The sequence below is a fragment of the Pseudomonas graminis genome (genome assembly GCF_013201545.1).
Lineage (GTDB): Bacteria > Pseudomonadota > Gammaproteobacteria > Pseudomonadales > Pseudomonadaceae > Aquipseudomonas.
Window position 1 is genome coordinate 3706768 of record NZ_CP053746.1, and the last position, 17429, is coordinate 3724196.

The 17429-nt window shown below is 62.4% G+C and carries 17 protein-coding genes; 8 read left to right on the top strand and 9 right to left on the bottom strand.

Annotation, left to right across the window (positions count from 1 at the left end; all coding sequences use genetic code 11):
• Nucleotides 1–134: 134 nt before the first annotated feature.
• The 5 genes from fni to crtB are packed head-to-tail and all read left to right on the top strand — an operon-like array spanning nucleotide 135 to nucleotide 6126.
• Complete coding sequence (gene fni / locus FX982_RS16510) at nucleotides 135–1190, top strand: type 2 isopentenyl-diphosphate Delta-isomerase (protein WP_172611668.1); 1056 nt, start codon at nucleotides 135–137, stop codon at nucleotides 1188–1190.
• Entirely contained in the window at nucleotides 1187–2461 is a 1275-nt protein-coding gene (locus tag FX982_RS16515; protein WP_172611669.1) for a glycosyltransferase, read from the top strand. The genes fni and FX982_RS16515 overlap by 4 nt, the downstream gene beginning before the upstream one ends.
• Complete coding sequence (gene crtY, locus FX982_RS16520) at nucleotides 2458–3648, top strand: lycopene beta-cyclase CrtY (protein WP_172611670.1); 1191 nt, start codon at nucleotides 2458–2460, stop codon at nucleotides 3646–3648. The genes FX982_RS16515 and crtY overlap by 4 nt, the downstream gene beginning before the upstream one ends.
• Nucleotide 3649: 1 nt before the next feature.
• Nucleotides 3650–5140 (top strand): phytoene desaturase, encoded by a 1491-nt coding sequence (locus tag FX982_RS16525; protein ID WP_172611671.1) that lies wholly within the window; start codon nucleotides 3650–3652, stop codon nucleotides 5138–5140.
• Nucleotides 5137–6126 (top strand): 15-cis-phytoene synthase CrtB, encoded by a 990-nt coding sequence (gene crtB, locus FX982_RS16530; RefSeq protein ID WP_172611672.1) that lies wholly within the window; start codon nucleotides 5137–5139, stop codon nucleotides 6124–6126. Before FX982_RS16525 ends, crtB begins: the two co-directional genes overlap by 4 nt.
• Here crtB and FX982_RS16535 read toward each other — a convergent pair.
• Entirely contained in the window at nucleotides 6008–6553 is a 546-nt protein-coding gene (locus FX982_RS16535) for a sterol desaturase family protein (RefSeq protein ID WP_172613080.1), read from the bottom strand. The genes crtB and FX982_RS16535 overlap by 119 nt on opposite strands.
• A 604-nt stretch (nucleotides 6554–7157) precedes the next feature.
• Between FX982_RS16535 and FX982_RS16540 the strand changes: the two genes are divergently transcribed.
• On the top strand, nucleotides 7158–7973 hold the full coding sequence (locus tag FX982_RS16540) for a hypothetical protein (RefSeq protein ID WP_172611673.1): 816 nt from the start codon (nucleotides 7158–7160) through the stop codon (nucleotides 7971–7973).
• A gap of 103 nt (nucleotides 7974–8076) precedes the next feature.
• Entirely contained in the window at nucleotides 8077–8325 is a 249-nt protein-coding gene (locus FX982_RS16545) for a hypothetical protein (protein ID WP_172611674.1), read from the top strand.
• Between the two features lie 98 nt (nucleotides 8326–8423).
• Here FX982_RS16545 and FX982_RS16550 read toward each other — a convergent pair whose 3' ends face one another.
• Nucleotides 8424–10826, bottom strand: coding sequence for a glucose/quinate/shikimate family membrane-bound PQQ-dependent dehydrogenase (locus FX982_RS16550; protein ID WP_172611675.1), 2403 nt, complete (start codon nucleotides 10824–10826; stop codon nucleotides 8424–8426).
• Between the two features lie 428 nt (nucleotides 10827–11254).
• On the opposite strand from FX982_RS16550, the gene FX982_RS16555 reads away from it, so the two are divergent.
• Complete coding sequence (locus tag FX982_RS16555) at nucleotides 11255–11680, top strand: hypothetical protein (RefSeq protein ID WP_172611676.1); 426 nt, start codon at nucleotides 11255–11257, stop codon at nucleotides 11678–11680.
• Between the two features lie 223 nt (nucleotides 11681–11903).
• On the opposite strand, the gene FX982_RS16560 is transcribed toward FX982_RS16555, so the two are convergent.
• From FX982_RS16560 to FX982_RS16590, 7 genes are all read right to left on the bottom strand, one after another.
• Nucleotides 11904–12296: a RidA family protein gene (locus FX982_RS16560; RefSeq protein WP_172611677.1), complete on the bottom strand. Its 393-nt coding sequence runs from the start codon at nucleotides 12294–12296 to the stop codon at nucleotides 11904–11906.
• Between the two features lie 257 nt (nucleotides 12297–12553).
• Nucleotides 12554–12820 carry a hypothetical protein gene (locus tag FX982_RS16565; protein ID WP_172611678.1) on the bottom strand — a complete coding sequence of 89 codons (267 nt, stop codon included), beginning with the start codon at nucleotides 12818–12820 and terminating at the stop codon, nucleotides 12554–12556.
• 217 nt (nucleotides 12821–13037) lie between these two features.
• Nucleotides 13038–13460: a cupin domain-containing protein gene (locus tag FX982_RS16570; RefSeq protein ID WP_172611679.1), complete on the bottom strand. Its 423-nt coding sequence runs from the start codon at nucleotides 13458–13460 to the stop codon at nucleotides 13038–13040.
• A 246-nt stretch (nucleotides 13461–13706) separates the two neighbouring features.
• On the bottom strand, nucleotides 13707–14021 hold the full coding sequence (locus FX982_RS16575; protein ID WP_122624690.1) for a hypothetical protein: 315 nt from the start codon (nucleotides 14019–14021) through the stop codon (nucleotides 13707–13709).
• 213 nt (nucleotides 14022–14234) lie between these two features.
• Nucleotides 14235–15665 (bottom strand): DUF2723 domain-containing protein, encoded by a 1431-nt coding sequence (locus FX982_RS16580; RefSeq protein WP_172611680.1) that lies wholly within the window; start codon nucleotides 15663–15665, stop codon nucleotides 14235–14237.
• 37 nt (nucleotides 15666–15702) lie between these two features.
• On the bottom strand, nucleotides 15703–16677 hold the full coding sequence (locus FX982_RS16585; protein WP_438826334.1) for a lysylphosphatidylglycerol synthase transmembrane domain-containing protein: 975 nt from the start codon (nucleotides 16675–16677) through the stop codon (nucleotides 15703–15705).
• Between the two features lie 8 nt (nucleotides 16678–16685).
• Nucleotides 16686–17426: an SDR family oxidoreductase gene (locus FX982_RS16590; protein WP_122538674.1), complete on the bottom strand. Its 741-nt coding sequence runs from the start codon at nucleotides 17424–17426 to the stop codon at nucleotides 16686–16688.
• Nucleotides 17427–17429 lie beyond the last annotated feature (3 nt).

Here is a 17429-nt window from a genome sequence, read left to right on the forward strand (position 1 = left end):
GTCGTCACGGAACGACTGCTGTTTCTAAATGCCTCAAGATACGGCAAAGTTGTACAGGAAAATCGGTTTTGTACAAGATTGCGTCTGCAGAAGACCGTATAGCCGGTTCAATAATTCAGCTGCATGGAGCGAGTATGACTCACAGCGATATGGGTCGTCGAAAAGACGATCACCTCGATATCGTGCTGGACAGGCGCGCCAGCGTGCGTTCTTCCTTCTCCGGACTGGACGACATCCGCTTCGAACACTGCGCGCTGCCAGAGTTGAATCTGGACGACGTTGACGTGAGCGGCTCGCTGCTGGGCATTGCGTTGCGCGCGCCGCTGCTCATCAGTTCCATGACCGGCGGGGCCGACCGGGCCACCGCGATCAACCGTCATCTGGCCGAAGCTGCCCAGGAGTTGGGCATCGCCATGGGCGTCGGCTCCCAGCGGGTAGCCCTGCAGAGCGGCGGTGATCAGGGCCTGACTCGCGAACTGCGGCGTCTGGCGCCGGACATCGCGCTGCTGGGCAATATCGGGGCAGCGCAGCTGATCGAGCCTGACGGCCTGGACATGGCCCGCCGAGCGGTTGACATGCTTCAGGCCAATGCGTTGATCATTCATTTGAACCCCTTGCAGGAAGCGGTTCAGGCCGGCGGCGACCGGCGCTGGGAGGGCATTCTCGACGCCATCCACCGTGTGGTGCTCAGTGTCGGCGTGCCGGTGGTGGTCAAGGAAGTGGGCGCGGGCCTGTCTGCCGATGTTGCGCTGGCGCTGGTGAATGCCGGTGTGCAGGTGCTGGACATCGCCGGCCTTGGCGGCACCAGTTGGGCCGCCGTCGAGGCCGAGCGCGCAGAGAACCCGGCGGATCGTGAAGTCGCCATGGCCTTCGCTCAGTGGGGCATCCCGACCGCCGTCAGCCTGGCCATGGTTCGTCAGGCGTTGCCGGACACGCCGCTGATTGCCTCCGGCGGCATTCATAATGGCATCGACGTGGCCAAGGCGATTCGGCTGGGCGCGGATGTTGTGGGTCAGGCGGCGGGCGTGCTGCGTAACGCAACGCTGTCCACCGCTGCCGTCATCGAACATTTCGACATCGTTATCCGCCAGCTGCGTATCGCCTGTTTCTGCACCGGTTCGGCTGATCTTCGCGCGTTGCGCAGTGCCCGTTTGCTGGCGCCCAACACTCTGCAGTCGTTGCTGTCATGACGCATTTCGCCGTCGTGGCACCGGCGTTCTACAGCCACTTTCAGGCGTTTCAGGCCCTGGCCGGAACGTTGATCGACCGGGGTCATCAGGTCACGTTTTTCCAGCAGGCCGATGCACGCCGCTGGCTGACCGATCCGCGCCTCGGCTTCCATGCCCTCGGCGCCCTTAGTCATCCGCCGGGCAGCCTCGAAGCAGCGTTGCGCCGTGCTGCCTGTTCGAACAATCCGTTGCGCCTGCGCCGGGTGATCCGCGACCTGTGCGACACCACGCGCATGCTCTGCGCCGAGCTGCCGTCGGCGCTGGCGCTGCGGCAGATTGAGGCCCTGCTTTGCGATCAAATGGAGGCGGCCGGCGGGATGGTCGCCGAAGGGCTGGGCTTGCCGTACGTCTCGGTGGCCTGCGCCTTGCCGGTCAACCGCGAGCCACAACTGCCGCTGCCGGTGATGCCCTTTGCCTACGCCACCGATGAGCGCAGTCTGCATATCTTCGAAGGCAGCCGCAAGGTGTACGACTGGTTGATGGGACCGTTGAGCAAGGTGCTGCGCGAGGCTTCACGCCGCCTGGCCATCGAGCCCCGCGACGGGCTGCATGAATGCCTCTCGCCCTATGCGCAGATCAGTCAGACCATCCCGGGTTTCGATTTCCCCCGACAGCATCCGCCCGCGAATTTTCACGCGGTCGGGCCACTGCGGGAGGCTCAAACCGAACAACGGGGCGAATGGCCGATTGACCCGAGCCGGCCCTTCATCTTTGCCAGCCTCGGCACGCTGCAGGGCAGTCGCTATGACATGTTCAAGCGCATCGCCACGGCCAGCCGACAGCTGAATGCGCAACTGCTAGTCGCCCATTGCGGTGGGCTCGACCGCCGGCAAGAGCAGCGACTGGTCAAGGCCGGCGCGACCTGGGTGACCGATTTCGCGCCGCAACAATGGGCGCTGCAACATGCTGATGCGGTGGTCACCCACGGCGGCCTGAATACGGTGATGGACGCGATCGTCGCGCGCACGCCGATGCTGGTCATGCCCATCGCGTTTGATCAGCCGGGCGTCGCTTCGCGGGTTACCCACGCCGGGATTGGCCTGCAACTGCGTCGCGGCGCCGGGGCAGGGCAGATCCGCGAAAGGCTGACGCAGCTGCGCGGGTTGTCCACCGAGCCTTTTGATCGCCTCGCAACGGAACTGGCCCGGGCCGGCGGCACGTCCCGCGCTGCCGACATTGTCGAAGCCGTGGTGCGCACGGGTGAGCCGGTGCTGGCGGGGTTGGTGCCATGACCTATGACCTGATTCTCGCCGGCGGTGGGCTGGCCAACGGGCTGATCGCCTGGCGTCTCAAACAGCAGCGGCCGGAGCTGCGCGTGCTGTGCATCGAAGAGCAGACGCACCTCGGCGGCAACCACACCTGGTCCTTTCACGAAGGCGACCTCACCACCGAGCAGCATCAATGGCTGCAGCCGTTGGTGGTGCAGCGCTGGGCGACCTATGACGTGCACTTCCCGCAACGCTCGCGACGGTTGAACAGTGGCTATGCCAGCATCACGTCGGAACGCTTTGCCGAGGTCATCGAGCCCGCATTGGGCGACGCGCTGCTGACCGGCCGACGCATCACCGAACTCACCCCGAACGGCGTCGTGCTGGACAGCGGCGAGCGGCTTGAGGCCCGCGCGGTGATCGATGGTCGCGGCGTGCAGGCCACGCCGCACATGGTGTTGGGCCAGCAGGCGTTCCTGGGACAGTTGCTGCGCTTGCAGGCGCCCCATGGCCTGACCGCGCCGATCATCATGGACGCCCGGGTCGCGCAAAGTGAGGGCTACCGCTTCGTCTACGTGCTGCCATTCTCAGCCGACACCTTGCTGATCGAGGACACCCATTACGTCGACCAACATTCATTTACTTCTGACCAGCTTCGTCAGCACATCACTGATTACGCCGGGGCTCACGGCTGGGAAATCGCCGAGTGCCTGCGCGAAGAGCAGGGCGTGTTGCCGATCACCCTGGCCGGGGATTTTGCCGGGTTCTGGCGCGAAGCTGCAGGCCAGCCGCGATCGGGTTTGCGCGCCGGGCTGTTTCATTGCACTACCGGCTATTCACTGCCCCATGCCGTGCGGCTGGCGGAGTGGATTGCTGCTCAGCCAACGCTCCATTCCGACTCACTGGACGTCGGCATTCGCGCCATCGCGCAGCACGCCTGGCAATCCCAGCGTTTCTATCGGCTGCTCAACCGCATGCTGTTTCTGGCCGGACGACCGTCCAATCGCTGGCAAGTGATGCAGCGGTTCTATGGCCTGTCCGAAGGCCTGATCAGCCGTTTCTACGCAGGCCGCAGCACCCTGGCCGACAAGCTGCGCGTGCTGACCGGCAAGCCGCCCGTACCGGTCAACGAGGCGGTCAAAGCCGCTGTCCGTTACCTGCCCAAGCATTACCAGGCCAGGCATCACCTGCCTAAGCACAACGAGAATTGAAATGACTCAAGCAAAAAGCGCAATTGTGATTGGCGCCGGTTTTGGCGGCCTGGCCCTGGCCATCCGGCTTCAGGCGGCGGGCGTGCAGACGACGCTGCTGGAGAAACGCGACAAGCCCGGCGGCCGCGCCTACGTCTACGAAGACGAGGGTTTCACCTTCGATGCGGGGCCGACGGTGATCACCGACCCGACGGCCATCGAAGAGCTGTTCACCGCCGCCGGCAAATCCATCAAGGATTACGTCGAGTTGCTGCCGGTGTCGCCGTTCTATCGCCTGTGCTGGGAAGACGGGACGAAGTTCGATTACGCCAACGATCAGCAGTCTCTGGACACTCAGATCGCCGCACTGAACCCCAAGGACGTCGCCGGTTATCAGCGCTTCCTGGCGTACTCCAAAGCGGTGTTTCAAGAGGGTTACCTGAAGCTCGGCGCCGTGCCGTTTCTGTCCTTCCGCGACATGGTTCAGGCCGGGCCGCAGTTGGCGAAGTTGCAGGCATGGCGCAGCGTGTATTCGATGGTGTCGCAGTTCATCGAGAACGACAAACTGCGTCAGGCGTTTTCCTTTCACTCGCTGCTGGTGGGCGGCAACCCGTTCGCGACGTCCTCCATTTACACACTGATTCATGCTCTCGAACGTCAGTGGGGCGTGTGGTTTCCTAAGGGCGGGACCGGCGCGCTGGTGCAGGGCATGGTCAAGCTGTTCCAAGACATCGGCGGGCAGTTCGAGCTGAACGCCGATGTCGCCAGTATTGAGACCAGTGGCCAGAGAGTGACCGGCGTGCGGCTCAAGGACGGTCGGCAGATCAACGCCGATTGCGTGGCCTCCAACGCCGACGTCATGCACACCTACGCCGAACTGCTCGGCGGCCATCCGCGCGGGGTCAAGGAAGGGGCGCGATTGAAGGGCAAGCGCTTCAGCAATTCGCTGTTCGTCATCCACTTCGGACTCAAGCGTCCGCAGCCTCAGTTGCAGCACCACACGGTGTGCTTCGGGCCCCGCTACAAGGCGCTGATTCAGGAGATTTTCAAGGGCGCGGCGCTGGCCGAAGATTTCTCGTTGTACCTGCACGCGCCCTGCATCACTGACCCGAGCCTCGCGCCGCCGGGCTGTTCCAGCCATTACGTGCTGTCGCCGGTGCCGCACCTGGGCAACGCCGATATCGACTGGGAAGTGGAGGGGCCGCGTTACCGCGATCGCATTTTCGAGTACCTGGAGAAGCACTACATGCCCGGTCTGCGCGAGGACCTGGTCACCAGCCGCATCTTCACCCCGCAGGACTTCAAGGGCGAGCTCAACGCGCACCTCGGTTCGGCGTTTTCCCTTGAGCCGATTCTGCGCCAGAGCGCGTGGTTCCGCCCCCACAACCGCGACGCGAACCTGAGCAATCTGTATCTGGTCGGCGCTGGCACGCACCCGGGCGCTGGCGTGCCGGGCGTCATCGGTTCGGCCAAAGCCACGGCCGGGCTGATGCTGGAGGAGCTGCACTCATGAGCGTGGCCGATCAGGCGCTGCTCGACCACGCCACCCAGAGCATCGAAGTCGGCTCGAAAAGCTTCGCGGCCGCGTCACGCCTGTTTGACCCGGTCACGCGGCGCAGCGCGGTGATGCTCTATGCGTGGTGTCGGCATTGCGACGACGTCATTGACGGACAGGAAGCGGGGCATTCGGCGAAGGTGGTCAGTCAGCAGGAGGTCACCGAGCGGCTGCAACGGCTGATCGCCCAGACCCACGCCGTGTACGCCGGCACGCCCACCCACAGCCCGGCGTTCGAGGCGTTCAGGGAGGTTGTGCTGCGGCATGGCATCGAGCAGCGTTATGCCCTGCAGCATCTGGACGGTTTTGCGATGGACGTCAGTCAGCGCGAATATCGGCGCATCGACGACACGCTGGAGTACTGCTACCACGTTGCGGGCGTCGTCGGCTTGATGATGGCGCAGATCATGGGTGTGAGCGACGAAGCAACCCTCGACCGTGCCTGCGATCTGGGTCTGGCGTTTCAGCTGACCAACATCGCGCGGGACATTGTCGAAGACGCCTCGGTGGGCCGCTGCTATCTGCCGGGTGACTGGCTGGATGAGTTGGGGATTCCCAGGGCTCGGCTCGCGGATCCGCAGTATCGACCGCAAGTGGCCGTGCTTGCCCAGCGGTTGGTGGACATGGCAGAGCCGTATTACGAAAGTGCCAACGCGGGCCTGACCGCGTTGCCGTGGCGATCGGCCTGGGCGGTGGCGACGGCGGGCTGCGTCTATCGCGAGATCGGCGTGAAGGTCCGGCAGCGCGGTGCACGGGCGTGGGACTCGCGGGTGTCGACCAGCAAGCTGGACAAGCTGCGACTGGTGTTGGTGGGGGCGTGGAAGGCTAGCGTGACTCGTGGTCGGCAGTGGCCCGCGCGGCCTGCGAGCCTGTGGCAACGTCCGCGTCGGATTTCTGCAACGGACCGTCGTGCAGCCGTCGAAGCTGGGCACGCAATCGAGTGACGCTTGGCGCATACAGAAAGCCGAACGACACGCAACGCTCTTTGCCCGACACCGCGTGGTGCATCAGATGCGCCTGGTACAGGCGCTTGAGGTAGCCATTGCGCGGCACGTATTTGAACGGCCAGCGCTTGTGCACCAGGCCGTCGTGGGCAATGAAATACAGGAAGCCGTAAGCGGTCATCCCGGCGCCAATCCATTCCAGCGGGTGCGCGCCCTGGGTGCCGAGCGCGATCAGCACGATGGCGAAACCGGCGAACACCACGGCATACAGATCGTTCTTCTCGAACCAGCCGGTTCTCGGCTCATGGTGGGACTTATGCCAGCCCCAGCCCCAGCCGTGCATGATGTACTTGTGCGCAAACACGGCAAAGCCCTCCATGCCGATCACGGTGGCGAAAAATACGAGGGCATTGATCATCGGGTTCATCCGCGCAAGTGTCTCGACGTCAGACCGTAAAAGGGCCGACGGTGTTCGGTGCGTGATTGTCGCATGCCAGTGGCTGGAGGCGGAGGTCGGTTTGTCAGTTGCCGGTTGGGCGTGGCTGTCCGTTGTTTTGTAGCGTGACATCTGACGCCTTCCCGGCTGAAGCCGGTCCCACTATGAGTACGCGGTGTGCCAGTGGGACTGCATGGCTGTTCGTGGGACCGGATTTAGCCGGGAAGGGGTCAGTGTGAACGCCATCAATTCTGCAGCGTGACTGCCGACGCTTTCCCGGCTAAAGCCGGTCCCACTATGAGTACGCGGTGTGCCAGTGGGACTGCATGGCTGTTCGTTGGACCGGCTTCAGCCGGGAAGAGGCCAGTGTGAGCACCATCAATTCTGCAGCGTGATTGCCGACGCTTTCCCGGCTGAAGCTGGTCCCACTATGAGTAAGCGGTGTGCCAGTGGGACTGCATGGCTGTTCGTGGGACCGGCTTTAGCCGGGAAGGGGTCAGTGTGAGCGCCCTCATTTTGACTGCATGTTGTGGACGCACTGCGCTGAGCAACGGTATCTTCGCGCGCTTTATTTTCTGTCGTTCAAGGATGATCAATGTTGTCTACTCTCCCTGTGTCACGCCTGTCATTGATTCGCCCAATTTCTCCCTGGCTACGCTTGACCGCAATCCTCGGCGTTGCCTGCGCGCTGCTGGCCTGTCAGTCCCGGCAGGTGACGTCTCCTGCCGCTGCCCCAGCCGCCCCGAGCCCGGAAGACATCAAAAAGCAGCAATTTCACACGTTCGTCGCACGTTTCCAGTCCATTCTCGGAAACAGAGCCCTTGAGGCCAACAGCGAGGGCCTGACGGGTGAAGTCCGCCTGCGCATCAAGATCAATCGCATCAATCAGGTATTCAGCTGCGAAACCCAGGCCACGGGCCTTGCCACGGCGAATGCACCGCTTGCCGACCTTTCAAAAAAGGTGTGTTGGAGCGCTGTGTTCCCGGTCGTACCCGCAGATCGGTTAGACAAAGACGGCAACGTCGAAGTCGTCGCCCCTTTGATCTATATGCCCATGAATGATATCCAGCGCTTGTCCATGCAGCCCCTTTATCAGCACTACGCGCAGAGCCGCTATTTTGCCGATCGGACACTGCTAAAAGCGCCGCCAGATAGCATCGGCGTGGTTACTTTCGAGTATCTGGCCAACAGGCAGGGCAAGGTCGAGGCGTGCGTCGTCAACCTCCAGCGCCACCGCGAGCGCCCTGAGGCCTTCACCTACGACAACGTCTTGCAAAGCCGACTGGCCGAGCAATGCAAGCACTTGGACCTTGCGCAGATGCCGGGTTTCTCCGTGGATGAAACCGGCGTGTCCAGAGGCGCGGTTGCGTTCGAGTACAGCCCCTGGATGGCCGGGCCAGGCTCGCGCTAACGACCTTTTTGATCCTGGCGTTGGGCGCCGTGGGTCATAACCGACTGAACTGTGCGCGCCTCCTGCGGCCTCAGACTTACACCCGCTAAAGGAGGCCAAGGCCATGAACAACGACGAGTTTAATCAATACGACACAGAACGCTTTCACGGTCAGGTCGCCGAGCAACTGGGCATCAGCGTGGAAGAGCTGAAAACCTGGATGATCAACGACATCGAGCGTGTCACCGAAGGCGGTGAAGAGGTGGGGCACATGGTGGTGTTCCGTGAGTCCACGCCGGATGAGGTGCTCGACAAGCTCAGGAACCCTCAGACTCGTTATACGGCGATGACGGGTGTCATCAAGACGGACTGAGCCGTCGGCGCCCGACCATCATTGGCGGTTGTTGTACTAAAACCGCAGGCAACAAAAAGCCCGATCACTCGGGCTTTTTGTTGTCGCTCAGCCGCTGATTACTTTGACGGCAGGGCGTAGGCGATCAACGAGTCGCCCATCTTGGTGCCAAACGAGCCATGCCCGCCGGCCATGATCACAATGTACTGCTTGCCATTGCTCTCGTAGGTCATCGGCGTGGCCTGGCCGCCCGCTGGCAGGCGCGCTTCCCAGAGCAGGTCGCCGTTGGTGACGTTGAAGGCGCGCAGGTAGTTGTCCTGGGTACCCGCGATGAACATCAGGTTACCGGCCGTGGAAATCGGACCACCCAGCATCGGTACGCCGATTTTCAGCGGCGGCAGTTGAATGCCTTTCAGGCTGTCGCGGATGGTACCGATGCGTTTGCGCCACACCACATCGTGGGTCTTCATGTCCACGCCAGCCACATAACCCCAGGCCGGCTCTTTGCACGGCAGGCCCAATGGCGAGAGGAAGGCGTTGATTTCGACGCCATAAGGCACGCCATACTGGGGCTGAATGCCCATTTCGGTACCGGAGCCGGTGGCACCTTCTTTAGGCCACAGCGGGTTGTTCGGGCCGCGTGGGATCAGCTTGGACACGAACGGCAGCGCCATCGGGTTCATCAACGCGACCTGACGGTCGGCGTTCACCGAGATACCACCCCATTCGAAAACACCCAGGTTGCCCGGGAACACCAGCGTGCCTTGCTCGGACGGTGGCGTGTACTGGCCGTTGTAGGACAGCTGCTTGAAGATCACGCGGCAGACCAGTTGGTCGAACATGGTCGCGCCCCACATCTCTTTGTCGGAGAGTGTCTGAATGGACGTCAGATTGAGGTCCGAGCGCGGCTGGGTCGGGCTGACCCGATCGCCTGGCGCGGCTTCACCGGCAGGCACCTGCATTTCATGGACGGGCACAATCGGCTTGCCATCGCGACGGTCCAGCACGAACAGGTTGCCGGCCTTGGTCGGCACGTACACCGCAGGGACGGCTTCGCCGCTGCCGGTTTTCACGTCAGCCAGGGTCGGCTGAGCCGGTACGTCCATGTCCCACAAATCGTGGTGGGTAGTCTGGAAGCTCCACACCAGCTTGCCGGTGGAACCGTTCATCGCGACGATCGAGCTCGCATAACGCTCCATCACCGGAGTACGGTTGCCGCCCCAAATGTCCGGTGTCGGGTTGCCGGTTGGCACATAAACCACATCGGTCTTCGCGTCGTAAGCCAGCGGTGCCCAGGCATTAGGCGAGTTGTTGACCAGTGTCTGGCCATCACCCGGAATCGCGTTCGGGTCCTCGGCACCGGTGTCGAAGATCCACTTCAGCGCACCGGTATTGACGTCGTAGCCACGGATTGCGCCGGAAGGCTCGTGCACGGACAGGTTGTCGGTCACCGAACCGCCGATGATCACGGTGGTACCGGTCACGACAGGCGGGGAGGTGGGCTCGAGACCGCCCGGATACGGGTAGGGCTGCAGGTGCAGCAGATCCAGCTCACCGTTTTTGGCGAAGTCGGCGCAGGGTGCGCCGGTGTCAGCGTTGATGGCGAACAAGCGACCATCGTTGACCGGCAGGAACACTTTACGCGGGCAACTGGTGGCGACCGGCTGAGTGCCCTCCAGGCTTTTTGCAAACTGAGTGGTGTCCGCCTGATCGAAGTAGGCGACGCCACGGCAGGTCAAGTGCTGGAAGGACGGATCGGATTTGAGCTTGGGATCGAATCTCCACTTCTCTTTACCGGTGGCCGGGTCCAGCGCCACCAGGATCTGGTGGGTGGTGCAGATGTACATGTTGTCGCCAACCTTGATCGGCGTCAGTTCGTTGGTGGTTTCACCGGAGTCATTGGCGTTTTTCGATTCGCCACTGTTGAAGGTCCAGGCCACCTGAAGGTCTTTGACGTTGCCTTCGTTGATCTGGGTCAGCGGTGAATAGCGCGTGCCCGACTGCGTGCGGCCATAAGCAGGCCAGTCGCCATTGGCGATGCCCTCGACAGGCTGATGCTGGGTGGGTTGCGCCGTCGCCATGCTGCCGTTGATTTCCTGGGGGTCGTTGAAGATGGCGTAGACCATCACCACGATTGCCAGCGCCAATGTCGCGGATAAAAAGGTTTTGCCCGGCTTCAGACGCTCAGGGATATCACGGGTGACCCCCGGGATCAGCAGCCACAGACCCAACACCCCGAGGATGTCGAAACGCGGCACCAACGCCCAGAAGTCCGTGCCTGCTTCCCACAGGCCCCAGACCACAGTGATCAGCATCAGCGCGCCATAGAGCCAGAGCGATGCCGCGGAACGTCGCCACAACAGGACGGCGAACACCAGCAGCGCGACGCCCAGGAACAGATAATAAAAAGAGCCGCCCAGTGAGAGCAGCCAGATACCGCCTGCCAACAGAAACAGGGCAAAGATGCCTGCAATGATGGAAGTGAAACGCCTCAACCCTGAAGCTTTTGATAAGTCATTCATCGATGTTCCCCCTTGGGATGTAGTGCATGGACTATGCGCGGTATAGGGGGTTCAACCCTCGGACGTGCCGTTTGGATGAAATTTTTCGGCACCACTGCCACCCGCTCTTTCCAAGCATAGGTCGTGTTTATGATCTGATCCCGAGGGAAATGCATACACAGGGCCAACGATGCGACGTTCGACCCGTTCCTGCCTTGGGCAAATGACGGGAAGGGAGGGGGGAAGCGCCCGTGCGGGCTGCGGCTGTTTTTGAAGGTTGCGAGGGCAATGGCTGCGTACTAGAGTCAAACCCACCCTGTTCGACGTCGCGTCAGGCAAGGACATGCAGGCGCTTTTGCGCATCGGTCTGCCGGTCAACCACGCGCTGGAAGTGTAGGTTCACTATGCAAAATGGAATTAGCGTAACGCGAGCCACGGCGTTGCTTATCGTGGCTGCTGCTGTCTCGTGCGCGTCTGGCTGCGCGAGCAAGAACACGAGCAACGTGTCGCTGGTGGATTACCCGTCGGTGAGCGCCTCGCCGCCGCCGGCCAGACATACAGGTCTGTGGGCCGGCCCCCATGCGGGTGGCGTGTTCTTTGTCGAGATTTTCGAAGATGGCAACTTGCGCACCTGCTTGAGCGCGCCGCCCTATTACCAGGCGATGGAGGGAAAATACACGGACCAGGCGCTGCACCTGGAGGACGGTACCCGAATCGAGTTTCGCCCCGTCGGCGCCCAGCGCATCACGATCTACTCGCCTCCCGGCAAACCGGTGACCACCCTGGAGCGCAAGGATCCGGACGCTACGGCTGCCCAGTGCCTGACAGGCGCCGCTGACGTGCGGCGGCAAGTCTCCCATTGGGCGGCGCATTAGCTTGTCAGGTGTTGTCCGGTGACTGACCGACGAGGGTCGACGCTCAGCCGTTATGTCGAATGCTGCGGCGACCCGGACACGGACGGGTCCGGCGTCCGCATAACCCCGTAACGGGTGACGCGCATGATTCGCTGGATGATCAGACAGGGTATTGCAGGAGAAGCGGTATTACTGAAAACGGACGTGCCTGGATGCCTTGGGCAGGAACCGGGCAATCCGAACATCAGCGCTGCACCGCCACGCACTTGATTTCCACCAGCAGGCCGGGCCTGGCCAGTTCGCTGACGCCGAGGCAGGTCCAGGCGCAGGTGCCCCTGGGGAAGACGTTGTCTTTTACCGCCCTGAACACCGGCATGTGACGGTGCAGATCGACGTGGTAGGTCGTCAGGTCGACGACGTCTTCGAAGGTGCATCCCCCAGCGGTCAAGACGAGTCGCAGGTTTTCCCATGCCGCGAGGAATTGCTGCTCCGGGTCTTCGATGACGGCCAATTCATGGGTGCGCCCGACCTGACCGGCACAGTAGATCGTTTTACCGACCTTGACGGCAGGGGCATAGCCCGCGCGCTCGGCGAGCAAACGCATTTCGTCCGGGACAATGAGTTGACGGTCGGTCATGACGGTAGGGCCTTTGATCTGGTCAGCTCAGCACGCTATCTCAGGTGACTGATGTCGGTCCAGCCTGAGCGTGGCGTTTGGGGTCTCAAGCTTGAGGGTTGCTGGCGACCCCACTGCGCTCTGGGTCTGTGCGAGTTCACCCACGCCTGCCATGGGCAAGCGGTCGCGCATGCCGGTGTCAGCAAATGACCGAGGCTGCGCCGTTGCGGGCCACTGTTGCAGTGCGTCCGCTGCGCTGAGAATTCACACGCGCCGAATCAATGCACCGCCCACGAACGGGGTGCAGGGGTGTGGCTGAACTTGGAGATCCCTTTGACCCAGAAACGACGATGGGCCGTCTGGTCCGGTGGCAGCGGTGGCTCGCTCGACCACTGATGATGACGCTTGGCTTCATCGCGATACGCTTTCCACTCCATGGCTTCGGCTGTGTCCTGTGCGGCGCGTTCGTCATCGAACCAGCCCAACACAGACACTTCACCTTGATCGCGGCCATGCTCTACCAGCAGAAAAATGTTTGTGTACATACTTTTGCCTATCACTGATCCGGTCCGACCCGACATTTCGGGCTCTACGAATAGCGTATCGACAGCAGCGGTGGAAAATTTAGCCTCGGGTTTGTCTGCCCGGTTTTGCAGTGCGTTGCCCGACGCTTTCCCGGCTAAAGCCGGTCGTACGGATCACCGCGATCCCACTGTAGGACCGGCTTTAGCCGGGAAGAGGCCGGTGTGATCACCCTCGATGTCACTTCGGCAGCGGCGTGAGGATGTCGGCCTTGTCGTCCAGCAGGATGAACACCAGCAATTTCGCAGGCTTTGTCGCGCTGGCGTTTCGCGATTCGTAGTGCTTTGATCCGGCCGGCTCGTACCATGTCTGGCCCGTCTTGTACGTAATCGCCTTGCCGTCGTTGACTCTCGAAATCACCTCGCCTTCCAGAACATAGGCAATCGCGCTGCCGCTGTGACTGTGGGCAATGGAGGCTTGGCCCGGCAGGTAATCGACGGTCAGCACCATGGCTTTTTTCCCGGGCGCATTGAGCATCGGGTGCTGTTCCAGAACGGTCACCTTTTCCTGTTCCGCATCATGGGCCTGGGCGCTGCCGACAGAGATAAGGCCAGCGAAGGCCAGCCAGCAGAGCAGGGAGGGGAAGTGATTGAGCGGTTTCATAGGCGGGTCATCCGGCAGCGATTGATGACTGCTACGCTAAGGCCGCAGAGGTACGGGGGCTACGTCCAATCGCCCGGAAGATGAGGGGGCCAATGGCCGCCCGCGCGACGGCTTTTAAATGCGTTGGGTCTATAAAACGCCCGAAACGAAAAAAGGGCCGAATCAGATTCGGCCCTTCATCGTGTTCAGTGCTGCCCCGGCGCCCCGGCGCTCTCGGGCTCAGGCAAACACGGTCATCACATCGCGTTATTTGCTACCGCTGGAGCCGCTCGCGCCACCACCAGTGCCGCCGCCGCTGCCGCCCATGCCGCTGCCGTTGGTCATGCCACCGCCGTCAGCGTCGCCACGGGTGGTCCCGTTAGTGCTGCCCATGCCTTTGGTGCCTGGAGTTGACGTGCCTGGGGAGCTGCCGTCGTTATTCTGACCGCTGGTAGACGTGCTTGGCTTAGGGCCGTTTTTGTCGACCGGATCGGTCGGGCCTGTGGAGCCGGCGAATGCAGAGCCAGTGGCAACAGCCATCAGGCCAGCGAGGGTCAGCGCAGTCAATTTTGTCTTGATCATGATGTGAATCCCTTTGTTGTCATGGATACCTATTGGTCAATCGCGCAACGCAAGAGGTGCATTCCACCCGACGGACGGTTATTCCAAGCTCAACGAGGTTCTAGGGCGGCGAACGCTGCAGGACTCTCCTCCCGCCGAATCCCACGCCGCCATAAATACAAAAAGCCCCTGCAACGATTGGCTCGTCGCAGGGGCTTTCTACCCTCTGTTTGACTATTTCGCGTGCAGCTCGTATCCCACCGCCAGCGTCTGCAGATCGAAGCGGTCCGAGATGCTTGAGCAATAACTGGTCCGCGCCAGGAAGGCGCCAGGCCCGCTGAGATAGGACTCGATGTCCTGCGCGCCTTCGCACAGCGCAATCGTTCGCCCCTTGAGCAGCCCGCTGGCTTGCGCGGAACGCAATGCGCCGTTGGGCGTCCAGTCGGCAACGATCAGCGCGCCTGGCGGGGCCGATTGTTCGTAACTCTGGACGAAGGCCTCCGCCGACCGATCACGCAGGTACGGCGCCATGAAGTAATGGATATCGTCACGGAAAGGCAGCGCTTCCTTGTGGGTCGGCAGCGTGACGACGCCGCCGGCGTAAATCGCGTACACCGCCAGAATCGTCGCCGGGCCGCTGAAGGGCAGGGCGTAAGCGACAACCGAGGCGTTGTGTCGGGCCAGCCACGCCTGCACATGAATCACGCCGATGATGCTCAACAGCACCGCCCCCGGGAGGAAAAACGTGAAGCGGTCGGTGACGTTGTAAGACACCGCAAAGAGGAAGTTCAGCACCGCCGCGCACCACAACAGTCGCAGGCGCCGGCTTTTGGGAAACAGCACCAGCGCCACCAGCTGCGGGCCGAGCAGCGACAGCATCAGCAGCGCCACCGAGTTTTTCTCGTGCCACATGTCGTCGAAGCGAAACAGCGAACCCTGCCAGCTCTGCTCGGTGGTTTTGTCGGGGATGCCAATCAGGTAACGATGACCGATATCGATCAGGCTCAGGCCGTTCTGCAACTCCTGCAAGATGCCGGGAATCGCCACCGCAAGGCCCAGCACAAAGCCCGGAATCGTCAGCAAAACCCGCGCCCTGTGCTGCCACACCAGTTGCACATACAGCGGGAACAACACGATGAACGTCAGTTGATGAATGGCCGCAGCCAGCCCGGTGAGGATGCCGATGACGAACAACGCGGTGAGCAGGCCCAGACGCGATTTATCGCGAAAATGCACCATGTACGCCAGGGTCACCAGCAGCGTGTGCAGCAGGTAAACCTCGGCCTTGGTCGAGACCCAGAACACGCAATGGCACAACACCGCAGCGGCAATCGCCAGCAAGGCCTGCTGCGACGTGGCGCCGACGCCCTTGGCCAGACGGAAGATCGCCCAGCCCAGCGGGATCAGCAGCATCGAGTTCATGAAACTCAGCACCAACGGACCGAAATTCGCGAACAGCGCCGTGGTGACGAACAGGTACAGCGGGTGATCCAGCGGCCCGAGGGTTTCGCTGAAGTAACGGCCTTCCGAGGCATCGGCGATGAAGATGCCATTGTCCATCCACTGAATCGGTCCGCTGGATGCCAGAAAACTCCAGAGGACGGCGGCTACCGCCAGCAACAGGGGAATGCCAAACAACGCTCGATAACGTACTGCTGCCACCATGACTTGCACTCCTGTCCCTTAATCCCGTCGAAAAGCGTTATTGAATCGGTTGAGCCTGAGGCGCCGATGCCTCGCCTTTGAGCCTGATCAGCATCACCGCGCCGATGGCCACGGCGAACCACAGCGTCGCCAGCCGAATCAGCACGGTGGCGGCCACGGCGTCGGCGCTGTTCATGCCTTTCCAGACCAGCAGCCCGACCATCACCGCCTCCGCGCCGCCTAGCCCGCCGGGCATGAAGCTCACTGCGCCGGCCAGCATTGCCAGGGCGTAGACGAACACCGCGAAGGTCAGCGGGATGTCGGCGCCCATCCATTTCAGAATCCAGTCGAACGCCAGGGCCTCGGCGCTCCAGGCGACGACGCTCAAGGCGGTCAGGCCGAGCATCAGGCGCAGGCGATGGCATTGCTGCGCATGCACCAGCACCTGCAGCAGATGGCGCAGCAGCCCGAGCACCTTGCCGCCACCGGCTGGCACGTTTTTGGTGATCCGCTCAAGCAGGCGACGTTGCGACAGCACCACCAGCCCGACCGCCACCAGCGCCACGCCGACCACGATCATCGGCCACGCCTGGGGGTACAGCGACAGGCCGAACAGGGTCAGCAACACCACCGCAAACAGGTCCGAAAGCCGTTCGCTGAAAAACGCCGCGAAGCTCTGCGGGTACGGCACGCCCCAGCGTTTCAGCAGCACGCCGCGCAAGGCTTCACCGGCCTTACCCGGCGTGGTGGTCAGGGCAAAGCCGGCCAGGTAAATGTTCAGGCTCGGCCGCCACGGCATCGGATGGCCGAGCACCTTCAGGTAGGTCTGCCAGCGGACAAAGCGCAGCCCGTAATTCACAGACGACATGAGCAGCGCGATGACGATGCCGACCAATCCGACCTCACTCACCGCGGCGCCCACCGCCTGCCAGCCGCCCCACAGCGAAAAGCCCAGATACCCCAGCGCCGAACCGACCACCGACAGCACCACCGCGCGGTAGCGCCAGCCAGACAGGTGCGAAGGCTCTGTCACGGCTTCGCTCATAGATTCAGCCTCTTGAACACCGGCTGCGGGATCGAACGAATGACCAGCATGATCAGCGCCCAGAAACCCGGTGCGTAGAGCGTCGGCACTTTGTTGGCGATGCCCTTGACGATGCGCTGGGCGACCTGCGCCGGTTGCGCCAGCAAGGCTGCCGGCAACGACAGGCCCTGGGTCATCGGCGTGTCGACAAATCCCGGCTTGATGGTGGTGACGTGCACACCGACCTTGAACAGCCGCGCCTGCAAGCCTTCGCAGTAGGTCGACACCGCCGCCTTGGCGCTGCCGTAGAGGTAATTGGAAGGGCGGCCTCGGTCAGCCGCCACCGAAGAAATGATCGCCAGGCTGCCGCAGCGCTGGGTCTCGAACTGCATCGCCAGCACGGTGAGCAGGGCGATCACCGAGGTGCAGTTATTGGCAAATTCCTTCAGGGCCATGTGCACGTCGCGCTCGCAGGCCTTCTGGTCCGGCAGCGTGCCGTGGGCGATCAGGGCGATGTCGATCTGTCCCAGAGCGGTCAGGCAGCGCCCCATCATCAGCGGGTGCGCCTCGATGTCGTTGGCGTCCATCTCGTGCAGCGTGACGTTGGTGGCGCCGCGCGCCTTGAGGTCAGCGGCGGTCTGCTGCAGCTTCTCGACGTTGCGCGCCACGAGGAAAAAATCGCTGCCTTCCGTGGCCCACAAACGCGCGCAGGCACTGGCGATGGCGGAGGTGGCGCCGATGATCAGGACTTTCTTCACGGC

Excerpts from the sequence above, each read along its gene's own strand:
- FX982_RS16525 (WP_172611671.1), top strand. The coding sequence starts at position 3,650 with ATGACTCAAGCAAAAAGCGCAATTGTGATTGGCGCCGGTTTTGGCGGC.
- FX982_RS16545 (WP_172611674.1), top strand. The coding sequence starts at position 8,077 with ATGAACAACGACGAGTTTAATCAATACGACACAGAACGCTTTCACGGT.
- FX982_RS16515 (WP_172611669.1), top strand. The coding sequence starts at position 1,187 with ATGACGCATTTCGCCGTCGTGGCACCGGCGTTCTACAGCCACTTTCAG.
- FX982_RS16575 (WP_122624690.1), bottom strand. The coding sequence starts at position 14,021 with ATGATCAAGACAAAATTGACTGCGCTGACCCTCGCTGGCCTGATGGCT.
- crtB (WP_172611672.1), top strand. The coding sequence starts at position 5,137 with ATGAGCGTGGCCGATCAGGCGCTGCTCGACCACGCCACCCAGAGCATC.
- FX982_RS16570 (WP_172611679.1), bottom strand. The coding sequence starts at position 13,460 with ATGAAACCGCTCAATCACTTCCCCTCCCTGCTCTGCTGGCTGGCCTTC.
- FX982_RS16560 (WP_172611677.1), bottom strand. The coding sequence starts at position 12,296 with ATGACCGACCGTCAACTCATTGTCCCGGACGAAATGCGTTTGCTCGCC.
- FX982_RS16550 (WP_172611675.1), bottom strand. The coding sequence starts at position 10,826 with ATGAATGACTTATCAAAAGCTTCAGGGTTGAGGCGTTTCACTTCCATC.
- FX982_RS16565 (WP_172611678.1), bottom strand. The coding sequence starts at position 12,820 with ATGTACACAAACATTTTTCTGCTGGTAGAGCATGGCCGCGATCAAGGT.
- FX982_RS16580 (WP_172611680.1), bottom strand. The coding sequence starts at position 15,665 with ATGGTGGCAGCAGTACGTTATCGAGCGTTGTTTGGCATTCCCCTGTTG.
- crtY (WP_172611670.1), top strand. The coding sequence starts at position 2,458 with ATGACCTATGACCTGATTCTCGCCGGCGGTGGGCTGGCCAACGGGCTG.
- FX982_RS16535 (WP_172613080.1), bottom strand. The coding sequence starts at position 6,553 with ATGAACCCGATGATCAATGCCCTCGTATTTTTCGCCACCGTGATCGGC.
- FX982_RS16540 (WP_172611673.1), top strand. The coding sequence starts at position 7,158 with ATGTTGTCTACTCTCCCTGTGTCACGCCTGTCATTGATTCGCCCAATT.
- fni (WP_172611668.1), top strand. The coding sequence starts at position 135 with ATGACTCACAGCGATATGGGTCGTCGAAAAGACGATCACCTCGATATC.